This is a genomic window from Halobacterium noricense, from assembly GCF_021233435.1.
GTDB classification, from domain to species: domain Archaea; phylum Halobacteriota; class Halobacteria; order Halobacteriales; family Halobacteriaceae; genus Halobacterium; species Halobacterium noricense.
Genome location: NZ_CP089468.1, coordinates 1,961,573 through 1,985,826, shown reverse-complemented (window position 1 = coordinate 1,985,826; position 24,254 = coordinate 1,961,573). Strand labels below are relative to the sequence as shown.

At 69.9% G+C, this 24,254-nt stretch carries 25 protein-coding genes; 15 read left to right on the top strand and 10 right to left on the bottom strand.

All coding sequences use genetic code 11. From position 1 onward, the window contains the following. Positions 1 to 296 precede the first annotated feature (296 nt). Positions 297 to 743, top strand: a complete 447-nt coding sequence (locus LT974_RS10430) for a UPF0179 family protein (protein WP_232587609.1) — start codon at positions 297 to 299, stop codon at positions 741 to 743. On the opposite strand, the gene LT974_RS10425 is transcribed toward LT974_RS10430, so the two are convergent. Then, entirely contained in the window at positions 686 to 1,522 is an 837-nt protein-coding gene (locus LT974_RS10425; protein ID WP_232587608.1) for a M14 family metallopeptidase, read from the bottom strand. The genes LT974_RS10430 and LT974_RS10425 overlap by 58 nt on opposite strands. Positions 1,523 to 1,623: 101 nt before the next feature. On the opposite strand from LT974_RS10425, the gene LT974_RS10420 reads away from it, so the two are divergent. From LT974_RS10420 to LT974_RS10390, 7 genes are all read left to right on the top strand, one after another. Then, on the top strand, positions 1,624 to 2,151 hold the full coding sequence (locus LT974_RS10420; protein ID WP_232587607.1) for a DUF309 domain-containing protein: 528 nt from the start codon (positions 1,624 to 1,626) through the stop codon (positions 2,149 to 2,151). Between the two features lie 43 nt (positions 2,152 to 2,194). After that, positions 2,195 to 2,629, top strand: a complete 435-nt coding sequence (locus LT974_RS10415; RefSeq protein ID WP_232587606.1) for a DUF5684 domain-containing protein — start codon at positions 2,195 to 2,197, stop codon at positions 2,627 to 2,629. Positions 2,630 to 2,655: 26 nt separating this feature from the next. Beyond that, a complete protein-coding gene (gene dgoD / locus LT974_RS10410) occupies positions 2,656 to 3,801 on the top strand; it encodes a galactonate dehydratase (RefSeq protein ID WP_232587605.1) in 1,146 nt (381 codons plus the stop codon). Next, a complete protein-coding gene (locus tag LT974_RS10405; protein ID WP_232587604.1) occupies positions 3,798 to 4,589 on the top strand; it encodes an SDR family NAD(P)-dependent oxidoreductase in 792 nt (263 codons plus the stop codon). Before dgoD ends, LT974_RS10405 begins: the two co-directional genes overlap by 4 nt. 114 nt (positions 4,590 to 4,703) lie before the next feature. Beyond that, positions 4,704 to 8,333, top strand: a complete 3,630-nt coding sequence (locus tag LT974_RS10400) for an MMPL family transporter (RefSeq protein ID WP_332840542.1) — start codon at positions 4,704 to 4,706, stop codon at positions 8,331 to 8,333. After that, entirely contained in the window at positions 8,330 to 9,082 is a 753-nt protein-coding gene (locus tag LT974_RS10395; RefSeq protein ID WP_232587602.1) for a TrmB family transcriptional regulator, read from the top strand. Before LT974_RS10400 ends, LT974_RS10395 begins: the two co-directional genes overlap by 4 nt. Positions 9,083 to 9,114: 32 nt before the next feature. Further along, positions 9,115 to 9,543: a GNAT family N-acetyltransferase gene (locus LT974_RS10390; RefSeq protein ID WP_232587601.1), complete on the top strand. Its 429-nt coding sequence runs from the start codon at positions 9,115 to 9,117 to the stop codon at positions 9,541 to 9,543. A 54-nt stretch (positions 9,544 to 9,597) separates the two neighbouring features. On the opposite strand, the gene LT974_RS10385 is transcribed toward LT974_RS10390, so the two are convergent. Both LT974_RS10385 and LT974_RS10380 read right to left on the bottom strand, forming a co-directional pair. Continuing rightward, the gene (locus tag LT974_RS10385) at positions 9,598 to 10,020 is read right to left on the bottom strand and encodes a GtrA family protein (protein ID WP_232587600.1); all 423 of its coding nucleotides are present in this window, start codon (positions 10,018 to 10,020) and stop codon (positions 9,598 to 9,600) included. Continuing rightward, positions 10,021 to 11,448, bottom strand: a complete 1,428-nt coding sequence (locus LT974_RS10380) for a sulfatase (RefSeq protein WP_232587599.1) — start codon at positions 11,446 to 11,448, stop codon at positions 10,021 to 10,023. 213 nt (positions 11,449 to 11,661) lie between these two features. On the opposite strand from LT974_RS10380, the gene LT974_RS10375 reads away from it, so the two are divergent. Continuing rightward, a complete protein-coding gene (locus LT974_RS10375) occupies positions 11,662 to 12,612 on the top strand; it encodes an AAA family ATPase (RefSeq protein ID WP_232587598.1) in 951 nt (316 codons plus the stop codon). Here the strand turns inward: LT974_RS10375 and LT974_RS10370 are convergent, their stop codons facing one another. Genes LT974_RS10370 through LT974_RS10340 form a run of 7 tightly spaced genes read right to left on the bottom strand, consistent with a single transcriptional unit; the run spans position 12,613 to position 19,856 of the window. Beyond that, positions 12,613 to 12,915, bottom strand: coding sequence for a glutaredoxin family protein (locus LT974_RS10370; protein WP_232587597.1), 303 nt, complete (start codon positions 12,913 to 12,915; stop codon positions 12,613 to 12,615). 38 nt (positions 12,916 to 12,953) lie between these two features. Next, the gene (locus LT974_RS10365; protein WP_232587596.1) at positions 12,954 to 14,468 is read right to left on the bottom strand and encodes a DUF7519 family protein; all 1,515 of its coding nucleotides are present in this window, start codon (positions 14,466 to 14,468) and stop codon (positions 12,954 to 12,956) included. Continuing rightward, the gene (locus LT974_RS10360) at positions 14,465 to 15,826 is read right to left on the bottom strand and encodes a DUF58 domain-containing protein (RefSeq protein WP_232587595.1); all 1,362 of its coding nucleotides are present in this window, start codon (positions 15,824 to 15,826) and stop codon (positions 14,465 to 14,467) included. Before LT974_RS10360 ends, LT974_RS10365 begins: the two co-directional genes overlap by 4 nt. Continuing rightward, a complete protein-coding gene (locus tag LT974_RS10355; RefSeq protein WP_232587594.1) occupies positions 15,823 to 16,413 on the bottom strand; it encodes a DUF7269 family protein in 591 nt (196 codons plus the stop codon). Before LT974_RS10355 ends, LT974_RS10360 begins: the two co-directional genes overlap by 4 nt. Continuing rightward, positions 16,410 to 18,968 (bottom strand): transglutaminase domain-containing protein, encoded by a 2,559-nt coding sequence (locus LT974_RS10350; RefSeq protein WP_232587593.1) that lies wholly within the window; start codon positions 18,966 to 18,968, stop codon positions 16,410 to 16,412. The genes LT974_RS10355 and LT974_RS10350 overlap by 4 nt, the downstream gene beginning before the upstream one ends. A gap of 59 nt (positions 18,969 to 19,027) precedes the next feature. Continuing rightward, the gene (locus tag LT974_RS10345) at positions 19,028 to 19,237 is read right to left on the bottom strand and encodes a hypothetical protein (protein WP_232587592.1); all 210 of its coding nucleotides are present in this window, start codon (positions 19,235 to 19,237) and stop codon (positions 19,028 to 19,030) included. A 31-nt stretch (positions 19,238 to 19,268) separates the two neighbouring features. Beyond that, on the bottom strand, positions 19,269 to 19,856 hold the full coding sequence (locus tag LT974_RS10340; RefSeq protein WP_232587591.1) for an AsnC family transcriptional regulator: 588 nt from the start codon (positions 19,854 to 19,856) through the stop codon (positions 19,269 to 19,271). Positions 19,857 to 19,985: 129 nt separating this feature from the next. Between LT974_RS10340 and LT974_RS10335 the strand changes: the two genes are divergently transcribed. The 6 genes from LT974_RS10335 (at position 19,986) to LT974_RS10310 (ending at position 24,253) form a co-directional block, all read left to right on the top strand. Continuing rightward, positions 19,986 to 20,183: a heavy-metal-associated domain-containing protein gene (locus LT974_RS10335; RefSeq protein WP_232587590.1), complete on the top strand. Its 198-nt coding sequence runs from the start codon at positions 19,986 to 19,988 to the stop codon at positions 20,181 to 20,183. A gap of 59 nt (positions 20,184 to 20,242) precedes the next feature. Then, entirely contained in the window at positions 20,243 to 20,611 is a 369-nt protein-coding gene (locus LT974_RS10330; RefSeq protein WP_232587589.1) for a hypothetical protein, read from the top strand. Positions 20,612 to 20,657: 46 nt separating this feature from the next. Further along, positions 20,658 to 21,188, top strand: coding sequence for a peptide-methionine (S)-S-oxide reductase MsrA (gene msrA, locus LT974_RS10325; RefSeq protein ID WP_232587588.1), 531 nt, complete (start codon positions 20,658 to 20,660; stop codon positions 21,186 to 21,188). A 115-nt stretch (positions 21,189 to 21,303) separates the two neighbouring features. Next, on the top strand, positions 21,304 to 22,440 hold the full coding sequence (locus LT974_RS10320) for an extracellular solute-binding protein (protein WP_232587587.1): 1,137 nt from the start codon (positions 21,304 to 21,306) through the stop codon (positions 22,438 to 22,440). After that, positions 22,440 to 23,345 carry an ABC transporter permease gene (locus tag LT974_RS10315; RefSeq protein ID WP_232587586.1) on the top strand — a complete coding sequence of 302 codons (906 nt, stop codon included), beginning with the start codon at positions 22,440 to 22,442 and terminating at the stop codon, positions 23,343 to 23,345. The genes LT974_RS10320 and LT974_RS10315 overlap by 1 nt, the downstream gene beginning before the upstream one ends. 71 nt (positions 23,346 to 23,416) lie before the next feature. Next, positions 23,417 to 24,253, top strand: coding sequence for an ABC transporter permease (locus LT974_RS10310; RefSeq protein WP_408611720.1), 837 nt, complete (start codon positions 23,417 to 23,419; stop codon positions 24,251 to 24,253). Position 24,254 lies beyond the last annotated feature (1 nt).

Below are 24,254 nucleotides of genomic sequence, written 5' to 3'. Positions count from 1 at the left end.
GTTGCTTACGTCATCTCGAAAGCCCCGAGGCTGTAGACTCGGGAGGCTTGTTGCACTCCTCGCTCGCTGCTGCTCGCTGCGGTGCTTACGTCGCCTGCCTTCGTCTACCGGGCGGTCGGCTCCGCCGACCGCCTCATGCCGTGGCGGCGTCGCCGCCACGCAAGCGCGAGCCCGCCGGGGCTTTCGAGTTCGTGTTCACAGCGGACATCACGGGACTCGGAGAAACGGAATCACATCCAATGCCAGACCGTCCTGCTGGCGAGGGGCTTAACCACGCGCGAGCCGAATCTCCGGACATGTCTATCACGCTGCTCGGGTCGCGGCTCGCCGAGCCGGGTACGGAGTTCGTCTATCGCGGGGAGTCGTCGGCCTGCGAGGGGTGTCCGTACCGCAAGCAGTGTCTAACGCTGGAGGAGGGCGTGCGCTACGAGGTCACCGAAGTCCGGGAGGGCGGACAGGTACTGGATTGCGCGGTCCACGACGAGGGCGTGGTCGCGGTGGACGTGGAGCCGGCGTCCGTGAAGGCGAACGTGCCGTCGAAGGGCGCGTACGCCGGGAGCAAGGGGAAGTTAGCGGGGCCGTGCCCGCACACGGAGTGTCCGAGCCATGAGTACTGCGAGCCGCTGGGCGCGGCGTTCGACGAGGAGTACCAGATTCAGGAGATTCTCGGGGACCCGCCCCACGACTACTGCGCGCTGGACAGGGAGTTGACGCTCGTGGAGTTCGCGCCGTCCGAGGACTGACCGACGGTGCCGCGGTGCTGGCCGCGGTAGCCGAACTGGCTCGCGTAGCCGTACGGTGACAGGAGCACCGGATAGAAGGGGTCGTCGGCGACGAGTTCGTGGCCGTCCGCCGCGGCGAACGTCTCGCCGCGTTCGACGCGCTCGAAGTTCTCGACGAACACCTCGTACTCGTCGGCCGGAGGTTTGGGAATCGACTCACCCATCTCGAAGACCGGAATCTCGCGTTCGACCGCGCTCCCGGGGAGCGCGCCGACCGCGGTGAGGAACTCGCGCGCGAGGCGGAACGCGTTCTCCGCGGCCGTCTCCGTTCCCTGGAGGCCGGCTTCGGCCTCGATGATGTCCGCGTCGGACGCGAACAGTCGGCCTTCGCCGAAGCCCTGGGTGTCGACGGTCGCGACGACCGGGAGCCGCGGGACGACGTCCGGAATCGCGCCGTCGAAGCCCGCGGTGATGGCGAACGGGTCGGCGTGGGACTGCGTGGAGTGCAGCGACAGCACCGTACAGCCCCGGATTTCGTCGGCGAGGCGGTGGGCGAGTTCGACCTCGTGGGCGTCGTCGGGGACGTCCTCGCCGAACGAGCGGTTGAGGTCGGCGTCGAGGTAGCGGACGCTGGCGTCGAGCGCGCGCTCGTTCGCGACGACGAGCTTCACCGGTTCGAGCACGTCGAGGTCGGCGTCGAGCAGTCGCTGGACCGCGTGGGCGCCGCAGGGCTCGTCGCCGTGGACGCTCCCGACGATGGCCACTTCCGGTTCGCCGTCGCCCAGCTGTTCGACTCGCATCGTCACGTCGTAGCGGACGCGGACGCATAGGGGTTGCCGTTGCGGCCATCGTGGCGGGTCCACCGACGGGATTACGGCCCGCCAGGCCCAAGCCGGTCGTGATGGACGACCACACCCGCGACCCGAGTGTCGCGCCGCCGCTGGGGAACCCGACCGGCTGGCTCGCGGACCGCCGGGTGTGGGAGCACGCGACGCTGCGGCGCGCGACCGAGCACGGCGTCCGCCTCTACAACAGCGGCGAGTTCCACGAATCGCATGACTGTTTTGAATCAGAGTGGTACAACTACGGCAGCGCCACCACGGAGTCGGCGTTCCTCCACGGGATGGTGCAGGTCGCGGCGGGCGCTCACAAGCACTACAACTTCGAGAGTGACGGGACGCGCAGCACTGCGAACGACCGCCCGGCGTCCGGCGACGACGCGGGGATGCGCAGTCTCTTCCGGACGGCATTACAGTACCTCGACGGCGTGCCCGGCGACTACTACGGCGTGGACGTCGACGACGTGCGCGAGACGCTACACGCGGCGCTCGACGACCCCATGGTACTCGACGGCTGGGGCATCCGCGTCGACGACGCCGCGCCGAACGCCTACCCCGCCGACTACGAGTACGCCGAGCAGTTGGAGTGACGTCTCGGAGCTTTTTACGGCGGTGTAGTGATAGTAGAATTGGATGACACCCGATAGCTTCCTCTTGCCCCTCCAGTCGAGCGCCGGCGACGCCGTCGGCCTGCTCGTGGGCTTGGCAATCCTGGTCGCGGTCGTAGCGGGCTACTGGCTGACGTTCTCGAAGGCCGGCGAGCCCGGCTGGGCCGCCATCGTCCCGATCTACAACCTCTACGTGATGGTCAAAATCGGCGGCAACGAGTGGTGGTGGCTGCTGTTGCTGTTCGTGCCCATCGTGAACATCTTCGTGCTCGCGAAGGTTTCCATCGACATCGCGGAGTCGTTCGGCTGCGGACTCCTCTTCGGCATCGGACTCTGGCTGATTCCGGCCATCTTCTTCCCCGTGCTGGGCTTCGGGGACTACGAGTACCGCGGCCCCGGCGACTCCGGTCCCGGCACGAGCGCCCAGTCTGAGCGCTCGCGGGCTGACCGGAACCACTAACGGGTGTCCGGTCAGTCCTCGACGTAATGCGAATCACCGACTACGAGCTGTTCCACGCGGCACCCCGGTGGCTGTTCCTGAAAGTTACGACCAGCGACGGCACCGTCGGGTGGGGGGAGCCGGTTGTGGAGGGGCGCGCGAAGACGGTCGAGACGGCGGTCGAGGAGCTGTTCGAGAGCTACCTGCTGGGCGAGGACCCGACGCGCATCGAGGACCACTGGCAGGCGATGTACCGCGGCGGGTTCTACCGCGGCGGTCCCATTCTGATGTCCGCCATCGCGGGCATCGACCAGGCGCTCTGGGACATCAAGGGCCAGACGCTCGGCGCGCCGGTCTACGAACTGCTCGGCGGGCCGGCTCGGGACCGGGTTCGCGTCTACCAGTGGATTGGCGGCGACCGGCCGGACGACGTCGGCGAGGCCGCCGCGGAGAAAGTCGAGGCGGGGTTCACGGCGCTGAAGATGAACGCGACGCCGGAGATGCGCCGCGTCGACAACCCGAAGGCCGTCGACGAGGCCGTCGACCGCATCGCCGCGGTCCGGGAGGCCGTGGGGGACGAGGTGGACATCGGCGTGGACTTCCACGGGCGCGTCTCGAAACCGATGGCGAAGCGACTGGTCGCCGCGCTCGAACCGTACGACCCGTTCTTCGTCGAGGAGCCCGTGCTCCCCGAGCACAACGACGCGCTCCCGGAGATTGCGGCGAAGACGACGACACCTATCGCGACGGGCGAGCGGATGTACTCCCGGTGGGACTTCAAGGAGGTCTTCGAGCAGGGCAGCGTGGACGTCATCCAGCCGGACCTCTCGCACGCCGGCGGCATCACCGAGGTGAACAAGATTGCGTCGATGGCCGAAGCCTACGACGTGGCGATGGCACCCCACTGCCCGCTCGGGCCGGTGGCGCTGGCGTCCTGCGTGCAGGTGGACGCGGCGGCACCGAACGCCCTGATTCAGGAGCAGAGCCTCGACATCCACTACAACGAGGGCAGCGACGTGCTGGACTACCTCGAAGACCCGTCCGTGTTCGAGTACGAGGACGGCTACGTCGAACTCCCCGAGGAACCGGGCCTGGGCATCGACGTGGACGAGGACGCGATTCGCGCGGCCGAGGAGCCCGACTGGCACAACCCAGTCTGGCGTCACGAGGACGGAGGTGTCGCCGAGTGGTGAACTCGGGCGAACGCTTCGACGGGAAGACCGCCCTCGTCACGGGGTCGACGCGCGGCATCGGCGAAGGCATCGCGCGCCGACTCGCGGCAGAAGGCGCGAACGTCGTCGTCACCGGCCGGACAGTCGAGGACGGCGAGGTGGTTGCCGAGCGCATCACCGACGAGGAAGCGGGCTCGGCAGTGTTCGTGCGGGCCGACGTGCGCGACCCCGAGGACATCCAGGCGCTCGTGGAAGCGACCATCGAGCGCTTCGGCGCGCTGGACGTGCTCGTGAACAACGCCGGCGTGCAGACGGAGACGCCCGCCGACGAGGCGACCGTCGAGGACTGGGAGTTCGTGCTGGAGACGGACTTCCGGTCGTACTGGCTGACCGCCAAGCACGCCGTCGCAGCGATGGATGGCGGCAGCGTCGTCAACGTCTCCTCGAACCACGCGCGGCTCACGATGCCCGAGCACTTCCCGTACAACGCGGTGAAGGCGGGCATCGACGGGATGACGCGGGCGATGGCGCTGGACTTCGGGCCGTCGATTCGCGTGAACACCGTCAACCCCGGCTGGGTCGCCGTCGAACGCACCACTGCGGAGATGGACGAGGAATACCGCGAACACCTCGACTCCATCCATCCCGTGGGTCGCATCGGCGAGCCCGAGGACGTCGCGGCGGCGGTGGCGTTCCTCGCGAGCGACGAGGCGGCGTTCGTGACGGGCGCGTCCCTGCTCGTGGACGGCGGGCGCACGGCCGTCATGCAGGACGACGCGCTGCCGGACTACCGCCAGCGCCGCGAGTAGTCGGCGCGGGTTCCCGCTCCTTTCGCTGTGTTTATGTACGCAGTAGCTGTCAGTATCACCCGAGAACCACACTGTCAGTATGATTCTACCAACAGTCTTCCAGGGGTGGCGGTCGTGAGCCGCATCGGCGACGTCGCCGCCCTCGTCACGAAGCACAGCAAGGCTGCCATCGCGGTCATGCTGGTGTTGACCCTCGTGGTCGGCGCCGGCGCGCCGATGGTCGACCAGTCGTCGTCGCTGGACCAGTTCCAGTCCGAGAGCGACGAGTCACAGAAGCTCGACTACATCGAGCAGAACTTCACCTCGGGCGACGAGAACACGACGACCGTCCAAGTCGTCGTGCGCGACGACAACGTCCTCACGAAGGACGCGCTCGTCGGGACCTTGGAGTACGAGCGCGCGCTCTACGACAACGAGACCGTCGCCGGGACGCTCGCGAGCGAGAACGCCGTCACCGGCATCGCCAACGTCGTCGCCACGGCGTCCATCCGGCAGGAGGAAGGCCGCGAACTGCAGGCCACCCTCCAGGAGTTCGAGCAACTGAACCAGACCGTCCAGTCCGAACGGGCGGCGCTCGAACAACGGGCGGCCGAACTGAACGCGACCGCGGAGTCGCTGCGCGCGGAACTCACGTACCTCCGCGAGAACCCCGACGCCAGCGTCAGCGCGTCGTTCGACCGGGTGCGCGCGAACTCCTCGGTGAACCTCACCGACAGCCACTACCAGACCTTCGAGCAGGCCGCCAGCGACCTCCGGAGCGCGAGCAGTCAGTCCGAGGTCGAGGCCGCCTACCGGCTCGGCACGCGGGGCGTCCTCGAAGCCGAGTACGCGGCCCTCGAAGAGCGCTCGAACGAGCTCCAGGCGCAAGCCCAGCGCCTCCAGGAGCTCGGCGAGGAACTGCAGACCCAGCGCGCGGCGTACCAGAACGCCAGCGACGCGTCCCTGGACGAGCAACTCGACCAGCTCCGGTCGCTGAACGACTCGGAAGTCGAGTCGCTGGTCACCACCGTGCTCGCCGGCGAGCAGAACGGCGGCAACGGCCGGTCCGTGTTCGGGTTCATGCCGACCGCGTACGAGCCCGGTTCGACCACCGCGGAGGCGACGATGCTCGTCGCCACCCAGCGGACCGACAGCGAGGTGCCCGCGGGCGGGCAGGTCACCAGCGACAAAATCATCGACGCGCAGCTCGCGATGCAGGACCTCGGCGAGGACCGCTCACAGGACTACCTCGTGTTCGGGGGCGGCATCATCAGCCACGAAATCAACACCTCGATGGCTGACAGCCTCATCATCGTCGGGCCGCTGGCCATCCTGTTCGTGCTCGTGGCGCTCGCGGTCGCGTACCGCGACGTCCTCGACATCATCCTCGGGCTGTTCGGCATCGGTGCCGTCCTGGCGTGGACGTTCGGCTTCATGGGCTGGGCGGACATCGCGTTCAACCAAATTATGATTGCGGTGCCCGTGTTGCTCATCGGGCTCTCCATCGACTACGCGATTCACATCTTCATGCGGCACCGCGAGGAACGCGTGGGGCGGAGCTCCACGAACGATGCGAGCGGCGGAGCCGCGAGCGCGCCCGGTGCCGTCGACGACCCCGACCGGCCCGCGGACCCCCGTGGGTCGATGCGAATTGCGCTCGCGGGCGTCGGCATCGCGCTCGTGTGGGTGACCGCGACCACCGTCATCGGGTTCCTGTCGAACCTCACGAGCCCGGTGCCGCCAATTCGGGACTTCGGCGTCGTCTCCAGCGTCGGCATCGTCGCCGCGCTGCTCGTGTTCGGCGTGCTGATTCCCGCGCTGAAAGTCGAATTCGACAGCTTCCTCGAGGGACGCGGCTGGGACCGCAAGAAGCGCGCGTTCGGCACCGGCGGCGGCCGCTTCAGCGAACTGCTGTCGGTCGGCTCGAAGGCCGCCCGGAAGGCCCCCGCCATCGTGCTCGTGATTACGCTTCTCGTGACCGCCGCGGGCGCGTACGGCGCGACGAACGTCGACACGTCGTTCGACCAGCAGGACTTCCTCGCGGAGGACCCCGCCGACTGGATGAAAGACCTCCCCGAGCCGTTCGCGCCCGGCGAGTACACCGCCAAGCAGAACCTCGAATACGTCAACGACCGGTTCTCCCCGGAGAACTCCCAGGCCCAGATACTCATCGAGGGGAACGTCGCCAGCGACAGGGCTTTGGAACGGATACGGGCGGCCCGGGACGCTGCCGCGGCGAAGAACGTCACGTACATCCTCTCGAACGGCGAGCCCGACGTCCAGGGGCCGCTGTCGACGATGCAGCAAGTCGCCGCCGAGAACGAGTCGTTCAACGAGACGTTCCACGCCGCGGACACCGACGGGAACGGCGTCCCCGACCGGAACGTCGAAGCCGTCTACGACGCGCTCTACGAGACCGCGCCCGAGCAGGCGGGCTCGTACATCCACCAGACCGACGACGGCGAGTACGCGGCGGCGCGGCTGGTCGTCGCCGTGCAGGGCGGCGCGTCCGGCGACGCCGTCACCGAGCAGATGCGCGACGTCGCGGACGTGGCGGCCGGCGACGGCCTCGAAGCCACCGCGACCGGCAGCGCCATCCTGAACAAAATCGTTCAGGACCAGCTGCTCGAAACCGTCATCCAGAGCCTGCTCGTGACGCTCGTGGCGGTGTTCGCGTTCCTGATGGCGACCTACCGCTTGACGGACGGGAGCGCGACGCTCGGCGCGGTGACGCTGCTGCCCGTGGTGTTGAGCGTCGCCTGGATTCTGGGGACGATGTACGTCTTCGACATCCCGTTCAACGTGCTCACGGGGATGATCACGAGCCTCACGGTCGGGCTCGGGGTGGCGTACAGCATCCACCTCAGCGAGCGCTACATGCAGGAACTGGAGCGCACCGACACCGTCTGGGACGCGATGCGCACCGCCGTCACCGGCACGGGTGGCGCGCTCCTCGGGAGCGCCGCGACCACCGTCGGCGGGTTCGGCGTGCTCGTGTTCGCCATCCTGCCGCCGCTCCAGCAGTTCGGCATCATCACCGGCCTCACCATCGTCTACGCGTTCCTCGCGGCCGTGCTGGTGTTGCCGACGCTGCTCGTCCTCTGGACGAAGTATCTCGGCCCCGAGGACGCGAACTTCGGCGGCGACGGCGACGACCCCGACCCGCCGGCAGACGACCCGGACGACTCGGGGCCGACGGCGGGAGCCGCGCCAGTCGTCGACGCGGAGACGGCACCGGCGACCACCGCAGCGGCCGCCAGCGCGACAGCCGACGCACCGACGCGGACGCTCAGCCGCGACCTCGTCCAGCCCGGCGGCACGCTCACCGCGACTGTCACCGCCCCGGCGCAGGACGGCCGCGTCGTGCTCACGGAGACGGTTCGCGGCGGCACCGTGACGGGACTCGACGCCGACCCCGAACCGGTCGAGGCAGTCGTCGACGACGACACCGTCTACGTCGCGTGGCGTCTCGACGGCGAGCGCGCGTCGGTCAGCTACGACGTCGCCGTCGCCGAGTCCGCGTCCGACGGTTCCGCGGTCGAACTCTCCGGTCGCGTGCTCGCGGGCGGCGACGAACACGACGTCGGCGGCGACGACGGTGCCGCGGTCGTCGCGGACATCTTCGAGCGCGTGTTCGCGCAAGCCGAGGTCACCGACGACGACCTCGCGGAGGCCAGCGCGGCCTTCGAGGCGGGCGAGCTGTCCACCGACCAGTACGACCGCGTGGTCCGCGAGTGGGCGCGCGAGCGCCCGGAGGGGCGATGAACGACGAGGACGCCGTCGGCGCGCTCAAGCGCCTCGGCCTCTCGACGTACGAAGCCCGGGTGTTCGTCGCGCTCCAGAAGCTCGGCACGGGCTCCGCCAGCGAGGTCGCGGACATCGCGGAGGTGCCGCGCTCGCAGGTGTACGGCGCGGCCGAAGACCTCGAAGGCCGCGGGCTCGTCGACGTCGAGCAGTCGAACCCGACCCGGTACCGGCCGGTCGGCGTCGAGGAGGCCCGTGAGCGCCTCTACCGCCATCTCCGCTCGGAGAGCGACGCCGCCTTCAACTACCTCGAATCGGTGCGCGAGGAGTACGGCGCGACCGAGGAGAGCGAATCCATCTGGACGGTCCGCGGGCAGGCGAACGTCGTCTCGCGGACCGCCCAGCTCGCCGAATCAGCCGAAGCGCACGTCCTCTACGGGACCGACGAGACGACTCACATGGAGCCGGCCGTCCGCGACGCGCTCGTGGGTGCCGTCGCCGCTGGCGTCGACGTGACGGTCGTCAGCGAGACCGAGGCGGTTCTCGACGTCGCCCGCGACCTCGGTGCGCGAGCCGTCGCGGTCGACCAACAGCCGACCCCCGACATGGGTGCCGAGCGCGTCGTGATGGTCGACGACGCGGCGGTACTCATCAGCGTCGCTGGCGACGACGGCACCGAGACCGCGTTCTGGAGCCGCGACACCGGCTTCGCCGGGATGCTGTCGTCGCTGCTCGGGGAGTTCGTCGCGGACGTCGCCGGCGAGCAGTAGGGGTTTTCCGGCTCGCCGCCCGACTCGTTTTCATGCCGGTCGTGCGAGCCGACACCGACGCCCGCTACGAGGACGCCCTCGACGTCAGGTACGCCGTGTTCGTCGACGAGCAGGGCGTTCCCGAAGACCTCGAAGTCGACGAGTACGAGGACGATGCGCTTCACTTCGTTGCCTACGACGAACACGACGAGCCCGTTGGGGCTGCGCGTCTCCGCGAGTACGAGGCAGGCGTGGGGAAAGTCGAGCGCGTCGCCGTCCGCGAAGCCCGCCGCGGCGAGGGCTGGGGCGCAGCGCTGATGGACGCCCTCGAAGCCGCCGCACGCGAGCGGTTCGACGAACTGTTCCTCCACGCCCAACTGCCCGCTGCGGGGTTCTACGACCGCCGCGGCTACGTCCGCGACGGCGACGAGTTCGAGGAAGCTGGCATCCCCCACGTCGCGATGCACAAGCAGTTGGACTGACCGTTCTGCGAGAGACGAATCAGCAGAACCGCCAGCGAGCGACGGCCAGCGGCGCTATCCCCACGTCCAGCGCGCGTCGAGGACGTAGCGGTAGAGGCCGCTGACGAGGATGGCGAACGCGTTCGCGAGCAGGTACGGGACCGCGCGCCACTCCACGAGCGCGAACAGGACGCCGACCTGCAGCGGAATCGCGGAGCCGCGGATGACGTTCGTCTTCAGCAAGCCGACGAGGAAGTCGGCGGTGCCGCTGTTCCGGTAGCGGCGGAACGTCCACGCGTTGTTGAGGACGTACGAGAGGACGATGGTGATTTCGATGGCGACGACCGCGCCGACGAGGTAGTTCAGGCGGCCGAGGTCCACGAACAGCCACAGCAACACCATCTGAACGCCCGCCGTGAACGCGCCGACGGCGACGAACCGCCGCAACTGCACCGCGAACGGCCCCTCGTAGAGGCCGCGGAGGTAGCGTCGCACCATCTATTTGTAGCCGAGTGCTTCCAGTCGCGCGCCGAGGTCCTCGTCGACCGCGGCCTCGGTCGTCCCGCTTCGGTCGCGGATGACGGCTGCGTGCTCGTCGACCAGCGGCGCGAATCGCTCGACGGCCTCGCGGGCTTCCGCCGACGGGTCGACGGAGCGGTCGTCCTGCTGGCCGGGGTCTGACGGCCGGTGGTACAGTTCGTGGGTGTCGGCGTCGACGTTCTCGACGTACGTCCAGTCCGCGTCGCGGACGCTCACGAGCAGGTCGCCGTCGTCCAGCGAACGCGGGATGGGCTGGGCGGTCACCGACTCGCCGCGCACGGTCACCGACACGACCGGGTCGTCGTCGGGCTCGTCGCCGTCGAGGACCGCGGGGGCCAGGGAGTCGCCCTGCCACTCGGCGTTCGCGTCGACGTCCAGCAGGTCCGTGATGGTCGGTGGAATCGAGTCCAGGCCGACCTGCTGCTCGATACGTCGCGGCTCCGTGTCGGGCACGTCGACGACCAGCGGCGCGTGAATCAGTTCGTCGTACAGCTTCGGGTAGTGCGCGAGGTGGCCGTGCTCCTGGAACTCCTCGCCGTGGTCGCCGGCGAGCACGACTGCGGTCTCGTCGGCGACGCCTTCCTCGTCGAGGGTGTCCAGCAGGCGGCCGATGCTGGCGTCGACCTGCCGGACGGCGGCCTGGTAGAGCGTGCGGAGGTCGCCGAGCGTGCGCTCGCCGACCTCCCAGCCGAGGCCGGTGCGGGTGTGCGCGTGCAGCATCCGGTGGGTGCCGAGCACGTTCGAGGACACCTCACGGATGTACCGCGGCGCGGGGACGTACGGCGTGTGCGCGTCCATGTAGTGGACCCACAGGAAGAACGGCTCGTCCGTATCCTCGACGAACTCCGTGGCGGCGTGCTCGACGTCGAACATCCGGGACGTGTCGAGGAACGGCCGGTCGTTGGTGTCGCCGCGCAGCCACGACCCGGCGCGGCGCAGCGGCGACGTCGCGAGCTGGAGCCACGCCTCGACGGTGGGGTGGGTGGCGAGGTAGCGGCTGTAGATGCTCGACCCGACGCTGGCGACGAACGGCTCGAACTCGTCGAACCCCTCGTCGTAGCCCCAGTGCGAGGTGAGAAAGCCGTTCGCCGCGTTGAACCCGCCGGTGGCGAGGTCTGCGTCGGAGAGCGCCGAGGCGAGCGTCGGCGACTCGCTGACGCCGACCTCGTCGGAATCGGCGAACACCGGCCGGGAGGAGAGCATCGACGGGAACGAGAACGGCGTCCAGTTCCCGTTCGCGAACGCGCGTTCGAAGACGGTCCCTCGCTGGGCGAGGCGATCCATCACCGGCGTGTGTCGCTGTGCGTCGTACGCTCCGATGGCGTCCGCTCGGAGCGAGTCGACCGTGACGAGTACGACGTTCGAAAGCTCTGTGTCAGGTCCCATGGTCGTCGGTTGCCCCCGTTGCCCGTTCGAGGCCTGCGACCCCATCGCCCCGAACGGCGCTAGCACGCACCCCTCTCGGTGGGAGCGGTGTATGCGTTTCGCTAGGTTAGTCGACGTGACGGGCTGGCGCGGTATTAACTGAGCGATTACTCGCAGTGACGCGTCGAGAACAGGCGACAACTACAAGGAGGGTGGCGGCGACCCACGACTCGAATGGACGCCGACACCGCCGCCCGGACGTGCACCGACGTGATAGACGCGGTCAGCGAGGCGGTCGTCACCGACCGCGCGTTCCTCGAAACGGTCCTCTCGGGCGCGCTCGCTCGCGGTCACGTCCTCCTGGAGGACGTGCCCGGCACCGGGAAGACGCTGACCGCGCGCAGCCTCGCGAACGCGCTCGGCCTCGGCTTCACCCGCGTGCAGTTCACGCCCGACCTCCTCCCGTCGGACATCACCGGCTCGCACGTCTACGACGCCCGCACCGAGTCCTTCGAATTCAACCCCGGCCCCGTGTTCGCGAACGTCGTGCTTGCGGACGAAATCAACCGCGCACCCCCGAAAACGCAGGCCGCGCTCCTCGAAGCGATGGAAGAAGGGCAGGTGAGCGTGGACGGCGAGACCCACCAGCTCCCCGAGCCCTTCTTCGTGATTGCGACTCAGAACCCCGTCGAGCAGGAAGGGACATTTCGACTGCCGGAAGCCCAGCGCGACCGCTTCGCCGTGAAAGCCGGCATCGGCTACCCCGACGGCGCGGGCGAACGCGAACTCATCGACCGCCGCGCCGACCGCCAGACCACCACGCCCGAGGTGTCCCAGGTCGTCCCCGACGACGCGCTCGCCGACCTCCAGCAGGTCCCGGAGACGGTCTCGGTCAGCGACGGCGTCCGCGACTACGTCGTCGACATCGGGCGCGCCACCCGCGAGGACGAGCGCGTCGAAGTCGGCGTCAGCCCCCGGGGTACCCAGCGCCTCTTCGAGGTCGCTCGCGCCCGCGCCGTGGTGCAGGGCCGCGACTACGTCACGCCCGAGGACGTCAAGCGAGCGGGCGAGGCCGTGCTCGTCCACCGGCTCGTGCTCACCGGTCAGGCCACCGTCGAGGACGTCGACCCCGAGGACGTCGTCCGGGACGTCCTCGACAGCGTGCAGGTGCCGGCCGTCACGTAATCATCGCTCGCTCGTTCCGTCCCCGTACGTCTCGTAGAGGTACTCCACGATGTTCTCGGACCCTGTCCGATAGCTTGCCGAGATTCTCCCGGCAATGTCGCTGCTCTCGTTCATCCCGTCGACCCCGTGCTCGGGATCCACGAGCACGGGCACCTGCGACTGGCCGCTGACTTCGCGGACCTCGTCGCGGCGGAACTTGAAGAAAGAGACGCGTTCGGTCTCGTAGCCGACGCCGAGGTCGTCGAGCGCGCGTTTGACTTTCCGACAGTACGGGCAGAGCAGCTGGACATACAGCGTCCGCATACTCCGGAAGTCGACCGCCCCGGTGTTAGTTCCACGGCTCACTCGGCGAGCGCGCCGACTAGCGCCGCTAGTCCTACGCCTGCCGCGACGAGCGCGACCAGCGCCGCGCCCGCGTCCGGCGTCCGGAAGCCGGCTGCGACCCCGCCGACGAGCGTGGCGGCGTAGTACGCGAGAACGCCGACGGCGGCCGCGGCGGCGACGTGGACGACCTCCGCGCGAGCCGTCGGCGCGTGCCGCTCCAACTCTGCCGCGACGCCGACGCCGTACTCGCCGACGTCCCACGCGACCATCCCCGCGGCGACGAGCGCGAACACGAACTCGCGGGGCGCGCCCTGCATGCCAGCAGCGGCCGCGGCGACCACGAGCCCGCCTGCTGCGACGGCGGCGGGCGCGCTGCGCTGGGGAATCGCGCGAAGCCAGCCCAGCCCCGCGAACGCCAGCAGGAGCGCCGAGAGCGCGGCCAGCGGCGCGAGCAGGGCGACGAGCGCCAGCGCCGGCTCGCCGAACGTCCCGACGACGCCCTCGAAGTTCGCTCGCGCCTGCTGGGGGAGCGCGCGCCGGACTTCCGCGACGACCCGGCTAGCGAACACGACGCCGACGACGACCGCGAGCACGCCGCCGCCCGCTGCCGACGCGACCCGACGGAGGCTCTCGCGGTGGTCACCGGTCGCGAGGCGTGCGACGCGCAGGACGACGACCACGAGCAAGGAGACTACGATGGCAGCCAACATGAGCGTTCGCAGTACGCCGGCCGAGGCGAGCGTGCCGACGAGCGAGACGACGCTGTCCGGCATCTGTGCGACAGCGCGCTCCGCGATACCGGTGACGAACGCGAAGAACACGACCGCCCAACTCAGCGCGAACAGCCGCCAGACGGTCAGACACGCGGCGACCACGTAGCGGCTCGCCCGCGACACCGACTCGCGGCGGTCGCGTGGCGCGAGTTCGACCAACGGCGCGGCGCTCACGCCGGCAGCGAGCGCGCGCGCCGTCGCTGCGACGAGCACGAAGAACACGACCACGTCGATACCGGACCCGGTGGGCGAGCGGACGAGGCCGACAATCAGCCCCACGATGTCCACGAGTTCGCCGAGCACGCCCACGTCCTGCTGCACGCGTCCGACGAGCACGGCGACAGTCGCGAGGAACGGGAGGATGGTAGTCGCGACGACGACGGAGAACGCGCGGCCGACTGCGCCGCCGCCGACGCCGCCCGTGAACGCCGCCGTCGCGCCGAAGCCGGCGGTCGCGAGCGCGACGACGACCAGCGGGTCGAGCACGTCCGCGAGCAGCGGGAGGTCGGCGGCCGAGAGCCCGGCGGTGGCGAGGACGACGACACCACCTACGGGCGCGAGCACGGACGCCGCGAACACGGACAGCGGCTCCTCACGCGTCGCGAGCCCGGTCGCCACGGCGAGCACACCGCCGCCCACGGCCGTGAGGAACGCCAGCAGGCCGTACGTGGCGCTGGCGTCGTTGACGGCGAACAGCGCCACCGCGAGCATCGCGGCGCCGGCGACGAGCGTCGGCCGGCGAACGGTCTCGGTGCTCATCGCTGCCCCCCTCGAATCGTGGTCGTCGCGCGGGCGACCGCGCTGGCCAGCGGTTCGTCCGGCGACCAGTCGACGACGTGCGCGCCGGCAGCCCGGAGGTCCGAGAGCGAGAGCGCGCGGTCAGTCGCGGCGAGCGTCCGCCCGGGCGTGTCCGTCGCGGTGACGTCCGGGCTGACCGCGGTGACGTGGTGGCCGTCGGCCGCGAGGCGGCGCGTCAGTGCCACCGGGAACTCGTCGAGCGCGGGCGAGCAGACCACGACCTGCGTGCCCGGCGGCACGCGCTCGGCGAACCGGTCGATGTGCGCGTCGTCGTCCGCGCCGAGCCAACTGCCACCGTCGGCCGCGGCAGCCGATTGTTCGGTAGACTCGCGCTCGGCCCGTTCCGTCGTCGATTCGGAATCGCCCGCCCCGCCTTCGACGGCGGCGTCGAGCACAGTCGCAATACGCGCGTGGTGGGCGTCGCCGGTTCCCGGCGGCACCCACGCGGGGTCCGTCCCGCCGGTCACGGGGTCGTCGATGCCGAACACCGCGAGACTGACGCGATGCCCGGCGGTTTCGAGCGGTTCGACGGCGCGCGCTGCGGCGTACGCGGACAGTGACGCTCCGGATGGCGTGCCGGAGTGGGCAGTCGCGTCACTCGCGTCGCGGGCGTCCACGGCGAGCACGACGGCCGCTGCGCGCCGCTCCCGGTAGTTCACCGTGGAGAGTTCGCCCGTCTTGGCGTAGCGCCGCCAGTTGATGCGGCTCGCGGGGTCGCCGCGCTGGTACTCGCGCGTCGAGTGGAACTCGATGCCCGGCCCGCCGGAGTCGGTTGGAAGCGTCCCCGCGTATGCCGTCGTCTGCCGGCGAAGCGGTACGTCAGCGACGCTCACTTGGCAGTTCAGTTCGCTCGCACCCTCGACGGGCGCGTCAACCGTGCGGGCGTTCGTCGCGCTCGCGCCACGGACCAGGACCGTCGGCGAGTCGAACGGGAACTGGCCGCGGTCCGAGACTATCGTGTACTCGACGGTCGCCGTGCCGTCTGCCGGGAGCGCGAGCGCGGCGTCTGGCGAGCCGTCCACCACGCGGATGTCGCCGGGAACGCCGTCGGCGACGCGGACGTCCGGGAGCGCGCCGCCGCTGACGTTCTCGACAGTGAGTTCGACCGCGACGCGGTCACCGGGCAGCGGCGACTCCGTCGAGAGGTCGCGGGTCACGCGAACTGTGTCGCTACCTCGCGGGGCCGAGAGTGCGCCGTACAGCACGAACACGAGCGGAATCACAGCCGCGACGAATAGCGCCGGCCGGCCGCTCGCCACGCCCGCGCCGGCGAGCGCGAGCGCGGCCAGCAGGCCGCCAGTGAACCGCGACTGGCTCACCGCGACCCCTCCGTGGCGAGGTCGTGGGTCGCGTCGACGCTGTGCTCGACGCGCCGCCGGAACGCCCGGTCGGGGTGCACCCACCTGCGCAGGCGCTCGCGGAGCGGGTACCGTGGCGCGCGCTCGTCCCCGAGGAAACGCGCGGCGACCGGGTCGCTCGTCCACTCGCCACGCGCGACGGCGTCCGCGGCTTCGTCCCGCGAGATGCCGTGTTTCTGCGCGCACGCTCGAACCGCCGTCTCGCGAATCCGCTCGCGGACGCGCGTCCGTGCTTCCCCCGCGAACGCGTCGCTGCCGTCCGCGATTCGGTCGAGCGCGCCGTCGACCGGCTGCCCGGGGTCGGCCGCAGTCGTCTCACTGCCTGTGTCCGCGAGCATCGACGACTCGGTGACGGGCTCGGTTCGTCGACGTCGACGGAACGCGTACCCGACCAGTCCGGCGGCGACGACGGCGGTTGCGAGCGTCGCGTTCAGGCCACTGGCTGCGCCGACGAGCGACGCTGGTGCGAGCCCGACGACCACGCCGACGGCGACCCCGACGCCAGCGACGCCGACCGCCGCCAGCAGCGTTCTGCGGAGCGCGGTCACTGTTCGCCCTCCTCGCGCTCGTCCTCGCGCACCGAATCCAGCGCCTCCTCTGCGCGGTCGAGCCGCGAGGAGTCCGAGCGGCCGCCGTACGCGGCGTCCCGGAATGCGGCCGTGAGTGCGTACACGGGCTCCTTCGGGAACCCGCGCGCGATGGCTTCCCGTGCGACCGCCGCGGGCGTCTTCGTCTCCCAGCGGTCCACGCCGACGACCGCGACGAACCGCCGCCACACCGCTTGCAAGCGGCCGTCAGCGGCGTCCGAGCTCGACTCGACTCCTCGCTCGGTCGCCTCGGATTCGCGCCCACTCGTCGCGCCGACAGTCGCTACGACGCCCGCGAGCCACCCGCGGACGTCCGGGAATCGGACGCGGCCCGGGAGGGACGCAAACCACGCGAGGACGCCGCGCCAGCCGTCCGCAGCGGCCGTCCGGAGTTCCGCGGCGAGGTCGTCGAGGGAGTCGGCGAGCCCGACGAGTGCGCCGACCGCGTACGACACGCCCCCGCGAGCGACGGCGACGAGCGCACTCGCGACGGTTTGCGGCGTGATACCGCGCTGCTGCGCGCCCAGCACGACGCCAGCGAGCGCGCCGAGGGCCACGAGCACCGCGACCGCGGCGGACGACAGTACCCAGCCGAGGTACGTCGTCGTGGTCTTTTCGCTGGCGGTCGCGACGACCGCCGGCGCGCGCGTCAGCGGTATCTCGAAGGAGACGGTGCCGTCAGCGTTTGTCGTGCCGACGCGCTCGCCGGCGACCGTGACGGCCGCACCGCTCACCGGTTCGGTGCCCGACGTGACGTGCGCGGTGGCCGTCGTGCCGGGAAGCGGCGCGACGAGCGAGGGCGACACTGCGACAGAGAGGTCGTCAACGGGGTAGGTCGTCGTCTCGCTGAGGTCGTCGCGGGACGCCGTCACGTCGAGCACGCCGCTGGCGTCCTCGGGAACCTGGACCGTGATGCGGCCATTCTCGTCCGTCTGGCCCTGTTCGACGCCGGCGACGCTGACCGTGGCGTCCGGGAACGGCCGGCCGGCGACGGTGACGGTGAGCGTGCGCTCCGTGCCGGGGTCGACGTCCCCGTCGAAGGCGAACTGGACGTCCGCGTTCACGTCGAACGTCTGTGCGGAGTCGTTGCCGTCGTCCTGCTGGGCGACTGCCGGCGACGCGACGCTGTACGCGCGGTCGCCGCCACCGACGCCAGCGGGCGCGAGCGAACTGCTGGACGCCGTGAGATTGACCGTCGTCGACACTTCGACGCGCAACTCCTCGGCGTACGGAACCGTGAACGCGACTGTGCCGTTCGCGTCGGTCTGCCCGACGCGGTCGCCGTTCACGACGAGCGCGATGTTGCGCGCGGGCAGGCCCGCGGTCGTCACCGTCGCGGTCACGCGCTCGCCCGGCACCACGGTCCGGTTCAGGGAGACGTCGAAGTTGCGCTCGTCCTCGTGGAGCGCGTCGCGGGCGCTCTCGCGGGCGTCGCCGGGCGTCGGGTCGAAGCGCACCCAGCCGACGTTCTCGAAGTACACCTCGACCCACGCGTGGGCGTCCGCGCCACGGACGAGGTATCTGTTGTCGCCGACGTGCTCGCCGCCCGCGTAGCCGACGACGTAGCGCGCGGGAACGTCCTGCGTGCGCAGCATCGTCGTCATCGCGGTGGCGAAGTACTCGCAGTAGCCCGCGTCCTGCTCGAAGAGGAACTGGTCGGTGATGTTGTCGCCGGGCTCGGGGACGTCGGTCAGCGAGTACGTCTTCTCGGCTTCGAGGTACTGCTCGATGCGGCGCGCGGCGTCGTAGCGGTTGTCGGCGTCCCCGACCACCTCCGCGGTGCGCTCGCGGACGCGGTCGGTCGTCTCGACGGTCGTGTACTCGGTGTCGACGACGCTGCCCGCGACGCGCACGTCGTCGAGCACGCTCGCGTCGTCCAGCGGTTCGACACTCTGCACGCGATACGTCTGAGTATCGGAGAACGCGGGGTTCGCCTCGATGCCGCCGGTCGTGCTCAGCGACACCGTGGAGCCACAGCCGTCGTTCCCGCACGTGAGGTCGACCGGGCGCCACGGCGTCGGCAACGAGGTCGCGGGTCGGCGCAGCGTAATCTCGTTCCACTCGGTCGGCCGCTCCTCGGCGGGACGCGGCGGCTGCACGCGGTTGACCTGCTGGCGCTCCCAGCCCGAGCCGGTGTAGGTCGTGTACGCTTCCGTCCGCCAGTACCGCGACTCGTCGGCTTCCGCGACGAAGTGCGCCTCCGTCGCGTTCTCGCGCTGGCCGGGCGACATCGGTCCGCCGACGCTCGCCGTCCGCCCCGGCGTGAGTGCGCCGAACGCGGACGTCCCGAAGTCGAAGTTGCCCCGCTGACCGTCCACGTTGCCGAGGAGCGCGTCGGCTCCGGGGAGTTGGCGCAGGAGTTCCGGGACCTCGCCGGGTGCGGGCGGCGAGTCGAGGCCGCCCAGCGGGGCCTGTCCAGCGAGCGCTGGTGCGGCCGTGGAGGCGGCGACGAGGCCGATGGCGCAGACGACTGCGAGGAGGGCGCGTCGCGCGTCGGGACCGGGGGTGTCGCTCATTCGTCTCCCCGTTCGCCGCCACGGCACGTATATGATTCGGAGGGTACGGTGGCGTACTGTCAGTCCACGTCCAAAATTCCGACTGCCGCCAGCGCCGCCTGTGCGACGAGGACGACCGCGAGGCCCGCGGCTGCGAACAAGAGTGGCGCGGCGAGCAGGCGCGCGACGCGGTACGAGAGCACGAGCCGGGTGAAGCCGAGAACGACGAAACTCGCCGCGACGAGCGCGAACAGCAGCAGCGAGCGCGAGACGAACGCGTTCCGGTCCACAGTTGCACTCGCGGCCGGGGGCGCTTAGCCGTTAGGCTTCGGCGTCGTGGCGGTCGTAGCGCTCCTCGAACCGCGCCTGACACGACGAACAGCAGAAGTGGTAGCGGTCGCCGTCGATGCGCGCGGTCTCGCCCTCGTTGGTGACGGTGTTCCCGCACTCCGCGCACGCCATCGCGAACTCCTCGCCGACGCTGGGGTGCCACTGTGCTTCCGCGAGCAGCGTCACCTCGTAGTCGCGGAGGCGCTCGGTCCCGACGGTCTCGGTCACCCACGCACGGACGTCCTCGATCGGGAGCCGCACCGAGCACACGACGGCGCCGCTCGCGGTGACGAAGACGTGTTCGACGGCGTCCGCACTGCCGACGGCCTCGCGGACGGTTTCGACCTCGCCCGGCGGGACTGAGAGTTCTACGAGGACGTTCGCGCCCTCGCGGAGCCGCGAGCGGTCGATGTCCACGGTGAAGCGCTCGATGACGCCGCTGTCCTGGAGGTTGGCGACGCGGTCCGAGACGGCGGGCGCGGAGAGCCCGACGTCGTCGGCGATGTCGCTGTACGGGCGGCGGGCGTCCGCGGCGAGCAGTTCGAGAATGCGGCGGTCGGTCTCGTCGAGGTCGGTCATGCCGACCCTTCAGCGATAACGACACAAAGTGATTTCGCCGAACGACGCTCGAATCCAAACTTCGGCGGCGGTTCGAGGCGAACGTCGTGAGGCGAAACTGCATTAGTTCGGCACGGCCAATACTCGCGTATGGCCCGAACCATCACCGTCGAAGGGATGAGCTGTGGCGGCTGCGAATCGACCGTCGAAGACGCCCTCGCCGGCGTCGAAGGCGTCGAGTCTGCGAGTGCGGACCGCGAGCGCGACGCTGCGACCGTCGAGGGCGACGCGGCCACCGACGCCCTCGTCGCTGCCGTCGAGGACGCCGGCTACGACGCGTCCGCGTAAGTACCAGCAGGCGTCGCGAGAGACGCAACCCTCAACCGCCGACCGGCCGAAACTCGGGCGTGACTGACTACCGCCCCGGCCAGTGCAACATCGGCAGCGAGCAGCGCCAGCGCCGCGCTCGCATCGCCGCGCTGGCCTTCCTCACGGCTGCCGCCGTGGTCGCCGCGTACCTCGCCGGTGCCCTCCCGGAGCCGCTGTTGCTCGTCGTGTTCGTCCCGCTGGCAGTCGGCTTCGAGTGGGCGTTCCAGGCCGACGAGTCGTTCTGCGTCCGGCTGGCGCTGGCCGGCCAGTACGCGTTCGGCGACGACCGTGAGGACGTTCCGGACGCCGCGGACCGCCGCACCGACCAGTTGTACGCCGCGAAAATCACCGCCACGAGCGTGCTGCTGGCGGCGGTCGTCACGGCCGCGCTCGTGTTCGCGCTCTGATGCTGGTGCCGCGTCTGTTAACTGCCGGGCCCACGAACGAGTAGCTATGACCGAGACTGCGACGTTCGGCGGCGGATGTTTCTGGTGCGTGGAAGCGGCCTTCGAGCAGCTCGCCGGCGTCGAGGACGTCACCTCGGGGTACGCCGGCGGCCACGTCGAGGACCCGTCCTACCGCGAGGTCTGCAACGGGACGACCGGCCACGCGGAGGTCGTGCAGGTCGAGTACGACGCGGACGAGCTCGCCTACGAGGACCTGCTGGAGGTGTTCTTCAAGGTCCACGACCCGACGACGCTGAACCGACAGGGGCCGGACGTGGGCGAGCAGTACCGCTCGATTATCCTCTACCACGACGACGAGCAGCGCGACCTCGCCGAGGCGTTCGTCGCGGACCTCGAAGATGCTGGTGCCTACGACGACCCCATCGTCACCGAAATCGAACCGCTGGAGACGTTCTATCGCGCGGCGGACAAACACCAGAACTACTTCGAGAAACACCCGAATCAGGCGTACTGCTCGGTGAACGTCGCGCCGAAGGTCGCGAAAGTGCGCGAGCAGTTCGCGGACCGCGTGCAGTAGGCCGAACTTCCGCTACGTTTGGCACAGTTTAGCATAGTCGTGGGGGCGAGCGACCCCAAAACGTCAGTTACGCTATTATAAACGGGTTTTACCGGCGTCGTAGTTCGGGCACACGATGCCCGATACACGTCGCAACGTCGTTCGCTCGCTGGGCGCGCTCGCGGCCGCCGGTCTCGCCGGCTGCGTCACCGACAACGCCGCCAACGACGCGTCCGGTGGTGGCGGCGCTGACTCCTACACCGTCGGCACCGGGGAGTACGAGACGACCGTCGAAGCGTCGTCGTTCCCCGAGAAGCTCTACTTCTACTGCGTGCAGTCCGGCTGGATGAACTGGCCGTCGGTCATGTCCGCCTTCGAGGACAACTACGGCGTCGCCGTCAACGACGACGACCGCTCCTCCGGGGAGGCCCTAACGCACATGCGGTCGCACGAGAACAACATGACCCACTCCGGGTACAACGGCGGCTACACGTACGGCATCGTCGCCCGCAACGACGGCTTCACGCAAGCGTACAAGCCCAAAGGCTGGGAGCAGGTGCCGGACTCGCTGAAGACTGACGACCACCACGTCACCGCCACGCGACGCGTGACGACCGCCGTGACCTACCGCAAGGACATCTACGAGGAGCGCGGGCTCGACGAACCGACGACGTGGGCGGACCTCCTCCACCCCGACATCGCACAGGACCTCGCGCTCCAGACGCCCCAAGCCGCCGTCGGCCTCGCCGCCGCGCTCTCCATCAACAACGCCCGCGGCGGCAGCATGGACGACTTCCAGCCCGTCATCGACTACTACGGGGAGATTCAGGACGGCGGCGCGGAGTTCACGGACAACTTCCTCGCACAGTTCTCGCGCGGCGAGTACGCGACGTTCGTGCGCTACGACTACTCCGGGCTCGACCTCAAGCACAACAACGACGAGGTCGCCGAGGAGAACGTCGGCGTCGCGTTGCTCGGCGGCGAGAACGGCAACCAGGGCGCGCTCAACATGCCGTACGGGTACGCGCTCCTCGAAGACGCGCCCAACCCCGAGGCCGCGAAACTGTTCATGGACTACGTGCTCTCCCTGGAGGGCCAACAGCAGTTCCTCGACGCGTACGTCCGCCCGATTCGCAGCGACGAACTCGAACTCCCCGAGGAGTTCATCGACAGCGCGGAGTACGACCGCACCGAGTTCCAGGTCGACTACGGCGCGCTCGTCGACCAGCAGGAGTCGATTATTCAGGAGATTACGCGGGGCGCGGGGCTCTGATGTCCGTTGCGGGCCGGCTCGTCGACTCCGTGACCGCCCCGGACTGGCTGCTGACGCCGGTCACGGAGCGCGACCGCGAACGACGCCGCATCCTCGCGCTGTGCCTGCCGTTCGCCGTGCTCGCGGTCGTCGCGGGCGCGTACCCGCTCGCGGAGGTCGCGCGCATCAGCGTCTCCACGGAGACCTACGAGTCGGTCGGGTTCACGCTCGCGGCCTACGAGACGCTGTTCACGGACCCCTACTACCGCGGCGTCGCGGTCAACACGCTGTGGTTCGCGGCCGGGACGACGGTAACCGCCGTGGGGCTCGCGGTCCCGCTCGCGCACGCCCTCGAAAAGTACGACCTCCCCGCCAGCGACCTGCTCGTCACGCTGGTCTCGTTCCCCATCAGCCTCCCGGGCATCGTCGCGGCGTTCATGGTGCTCGTGCTCGTCGGAAACTCCGGGCTCGTCACGAGCGTCGTCGCGGCGTTCTCCACGGCCGGCCCGCTCGACGTCGCGTTCGGCACGACCACGCGCGGGCTGTTCCTGGCGTACCTCTACTCGATGATTCCGCGCGCGACGCTCATCCTCCGCGGCGCGTACGCCGAGGTCGACGACTGCCCCGAGGAAGCCGCCCAGAGCCTCGGCGCGACGCCGTTCCAGACGTTCCGCTACGTCACGCTCCCCGCGATTCGACCCGCCATCACGGGCGCGCTGGTGTTGACGTTCCGCACCGCGCTCGCCATCTTCGGCACGCTGCTCGTGATTCAGAGCCTCGTCGTCTGGACGCTCCAAATTTCCCGCGAGCTCGGCCCCGGTTACAACCTCCGCGTGGCGGGCGCGATGGCGGTCGCGTACTTCGTGTTCGCGTTCGCGTTCACCGCGCTCGCGCTCCGGTACACCGAGGCGGAGGTGGGGCTGTGAGCGCCGACGCGTCGCCCGCGAATCGCAGCGTCGCGCCCTCCCGCCGGTTCGGCCGCGTCGCCGTCGTCGCCGTGCTCGTAGCGACCGTCGCGTTCCTCATCCTGCCGGTCGTGTACACGTTCGCCGGGTCGTTCGCCACGCGGATGACCGGCGTCGTCCCGCAGGGGTTCGTGACACTCGAAAACTGGCGGGTGGTGCTCGGGCTCGCGGACACCATCGGCTCCCAGCGCAGCATGGGGTGGACGACGCTGTTCGAACTCCCGCTCGGCGGCCGCGCGCTCGGCGTCCAAGTGCCGGCAGAACTGGCGTTCAGTGTCGCGCTCGCGCTCGGCGGCGTCGCCATCAACCTCGTCGTCGGCGTCCCCATCGCGTACGCCGTCGCGCGCTACGACTTCCCCGGCAAGGAGTGGGTCGACGCCTTCTCCGTGCTCCCGCTGGTGCCCGGCGTCGTTCTCGGCGTCGCGTTCCTGCGGGCGTACCCGAACCTCTCCGCGACGAGCTTCGGCCTCATCGTCGGCTACTCGCTGCTGAAAGCGCCGTTCATGGTGATGGCGGTGCGCAGCGAGTTCGAGTCGATGGACCTCCGGCGGCTCGAGGAGAGCGCGCGGTCGCTGGGCGCGTCGTGGCCGCGGACGTTCCTCACGGTCGTCGTCCCGCAGGCGCGCTCGGGCATCCTCGCGGGCGCTATCATCTGCTGGACGCTCGCCGCCGCGGAGTTCAACTTCTCGTACATCGTCTACGCGAAGGGCACCCAGCCGCTGGCGCTGTTCCTCCAGCGGCACATCTCGAACAGCGCGTTCCCGCAGGCCGCGGCCGCGGTGTCGCTGTTCTTCTGCATCGTCGTCGCGGTCACCGTGGCCCTCCAGCGGCTCGGGAACCGCGGCTTCGACGCGATTGGAGGCGACTAAC

What these genes read in the sequence shown, in the direction of transcription:
- LT974_RS10395 (WP_232587602.1), top strand. Translation starts at nt 8,330, where the DNA reads ATGAACGACGAGGACGCCGTCGGCGCGCTCAAGCGCCTCGGCCTCTCG.
- LT974_RS10415 (WP_232587606.1), top strand. Translation starts at nt 2,195, where the DNA reads ATGACACCCGATAGCTTCCTCTTGCCCCTCCAGTCGAGCGCCGGCGAC.
- msrA (WP_232587588.1), top strand. Translation starts at nt 20,658, where the DNA reads ATGACCGAGACTGCGACGTTCGGCGGCGGATGTTTCTGGTGCGTGGAA.
- LT974_RS10335 (WP_232587590.1), top strand. Translation starts at nt 19,986, where the DNA reads ATGGCCCGAACCATCACCGTCGAAGGGATGAGCTGTGGCGGCTGCGAA.
- LT974_RS10350 (WP_232587593.1), bottom strand. Translation starts at nt 18,968, where the DNA reads ATGAGCGACACCCCCGGTCCCGACGCGCGACGCGCCCTCCTCGCAGTC.
- LT974_RS10320 (WP_232587587.1), top strand. Translation starts at nt 21,304, where the DNA reads ATGCCCGATACACGTCGCAACGTCGTTCGCTCGCTGGGCGCGCTCGCG.
- LT974_RS10365 (WP_232587596.1), bottom strand. Translation starts at nt 14,468, where the DNA reads ATGAGCACCGAGACCGTTCGCCGGCCGACGCTCGTCGCCGGCGCCGCG.
- LT974_RS10390 (WP_232587601.1), top strand. Translation starts at nt 9,115, where the DNA reads ATGCCGGTCGTGCGAGCCGACACCGACGCCCGCTACGAGGACGCCCTC.
- LT974_RS10375 (WP_232587598.1), top strand. Translation starts at nt 11,662, where the DNA reads ATGGACGCCGACACCGCCGCCCGGACGTGCACCGACGTGATAGACGCG.
- LT974_RS10420 (WP_232587607.1), top strand. Translation starts at nt 1,624, where the DNA reads ATGGACGACCACACCCGCGACCCGAGTGTCGCGCCGCCGCTGGGGAAC.
- dgoD (WP_232587605.1), top strand. Translation starts at nt 2,656, where the DNA reads ATGCGAATCACCGACTACGAGCTGTTCCACGCGGCACCCCGGTGGCTG.
- LT974_RS10315 (WP_232587586.1), top strand. Translation starts at nt 22,440, where the DNA reads ATGTCCGTTGCGGGCCGGCTCGTCGACTCCGTGACCGCCCCGGACTGG.
- LT974_RS10385 (WP_232587600.1), bottom strand. Translation starts at nt 10,020, where the DNA reads ATGGTGCGACGCTACCTCCGCGGCCTCTACGAGGGGCCGTTCGCGGTG.
- LT974_RS10370 (WP_232587597.1), bottom strand. Translation starts at nt 12,915, where the DNA reads ATGCGGACGCTGTATGTCCAGCTGCTCTGCCCGTACTGTCGGAAAGTC.
- LT974_RS10425 (WP_232587608.1), bottom strand. Translation starts at nt 1,522, where the DNA reads ATGCGAGTCGAACAGCTGGGCGACGGCGAACCGGAAGTGGCCATCGTC.
- LT974_RS10380 (WP_232587599.1), bottom strand. Translation starts at nt 11,448, where the DNA reads ATGGGACCTGACACAGAGCTTTCGAACGTCGTACTCGTCACGGTCGAC.
- LT974_RS10340 (WP_232587591.1), bottom strand. Translation starts at nt 19,856, where the DNA reads ATGACCGACCTCGACGAGACCGACCGCCGCATTCTCGAACTGCTCGCC.
- LT974_RS10430 (WP_232587609.1), top strand. Translation starts at nt 297, where the DNA reads ATGTCTATCACGCTGCTCGGGTCGCGGCTCGCCGAGCCGGGTACGGAG.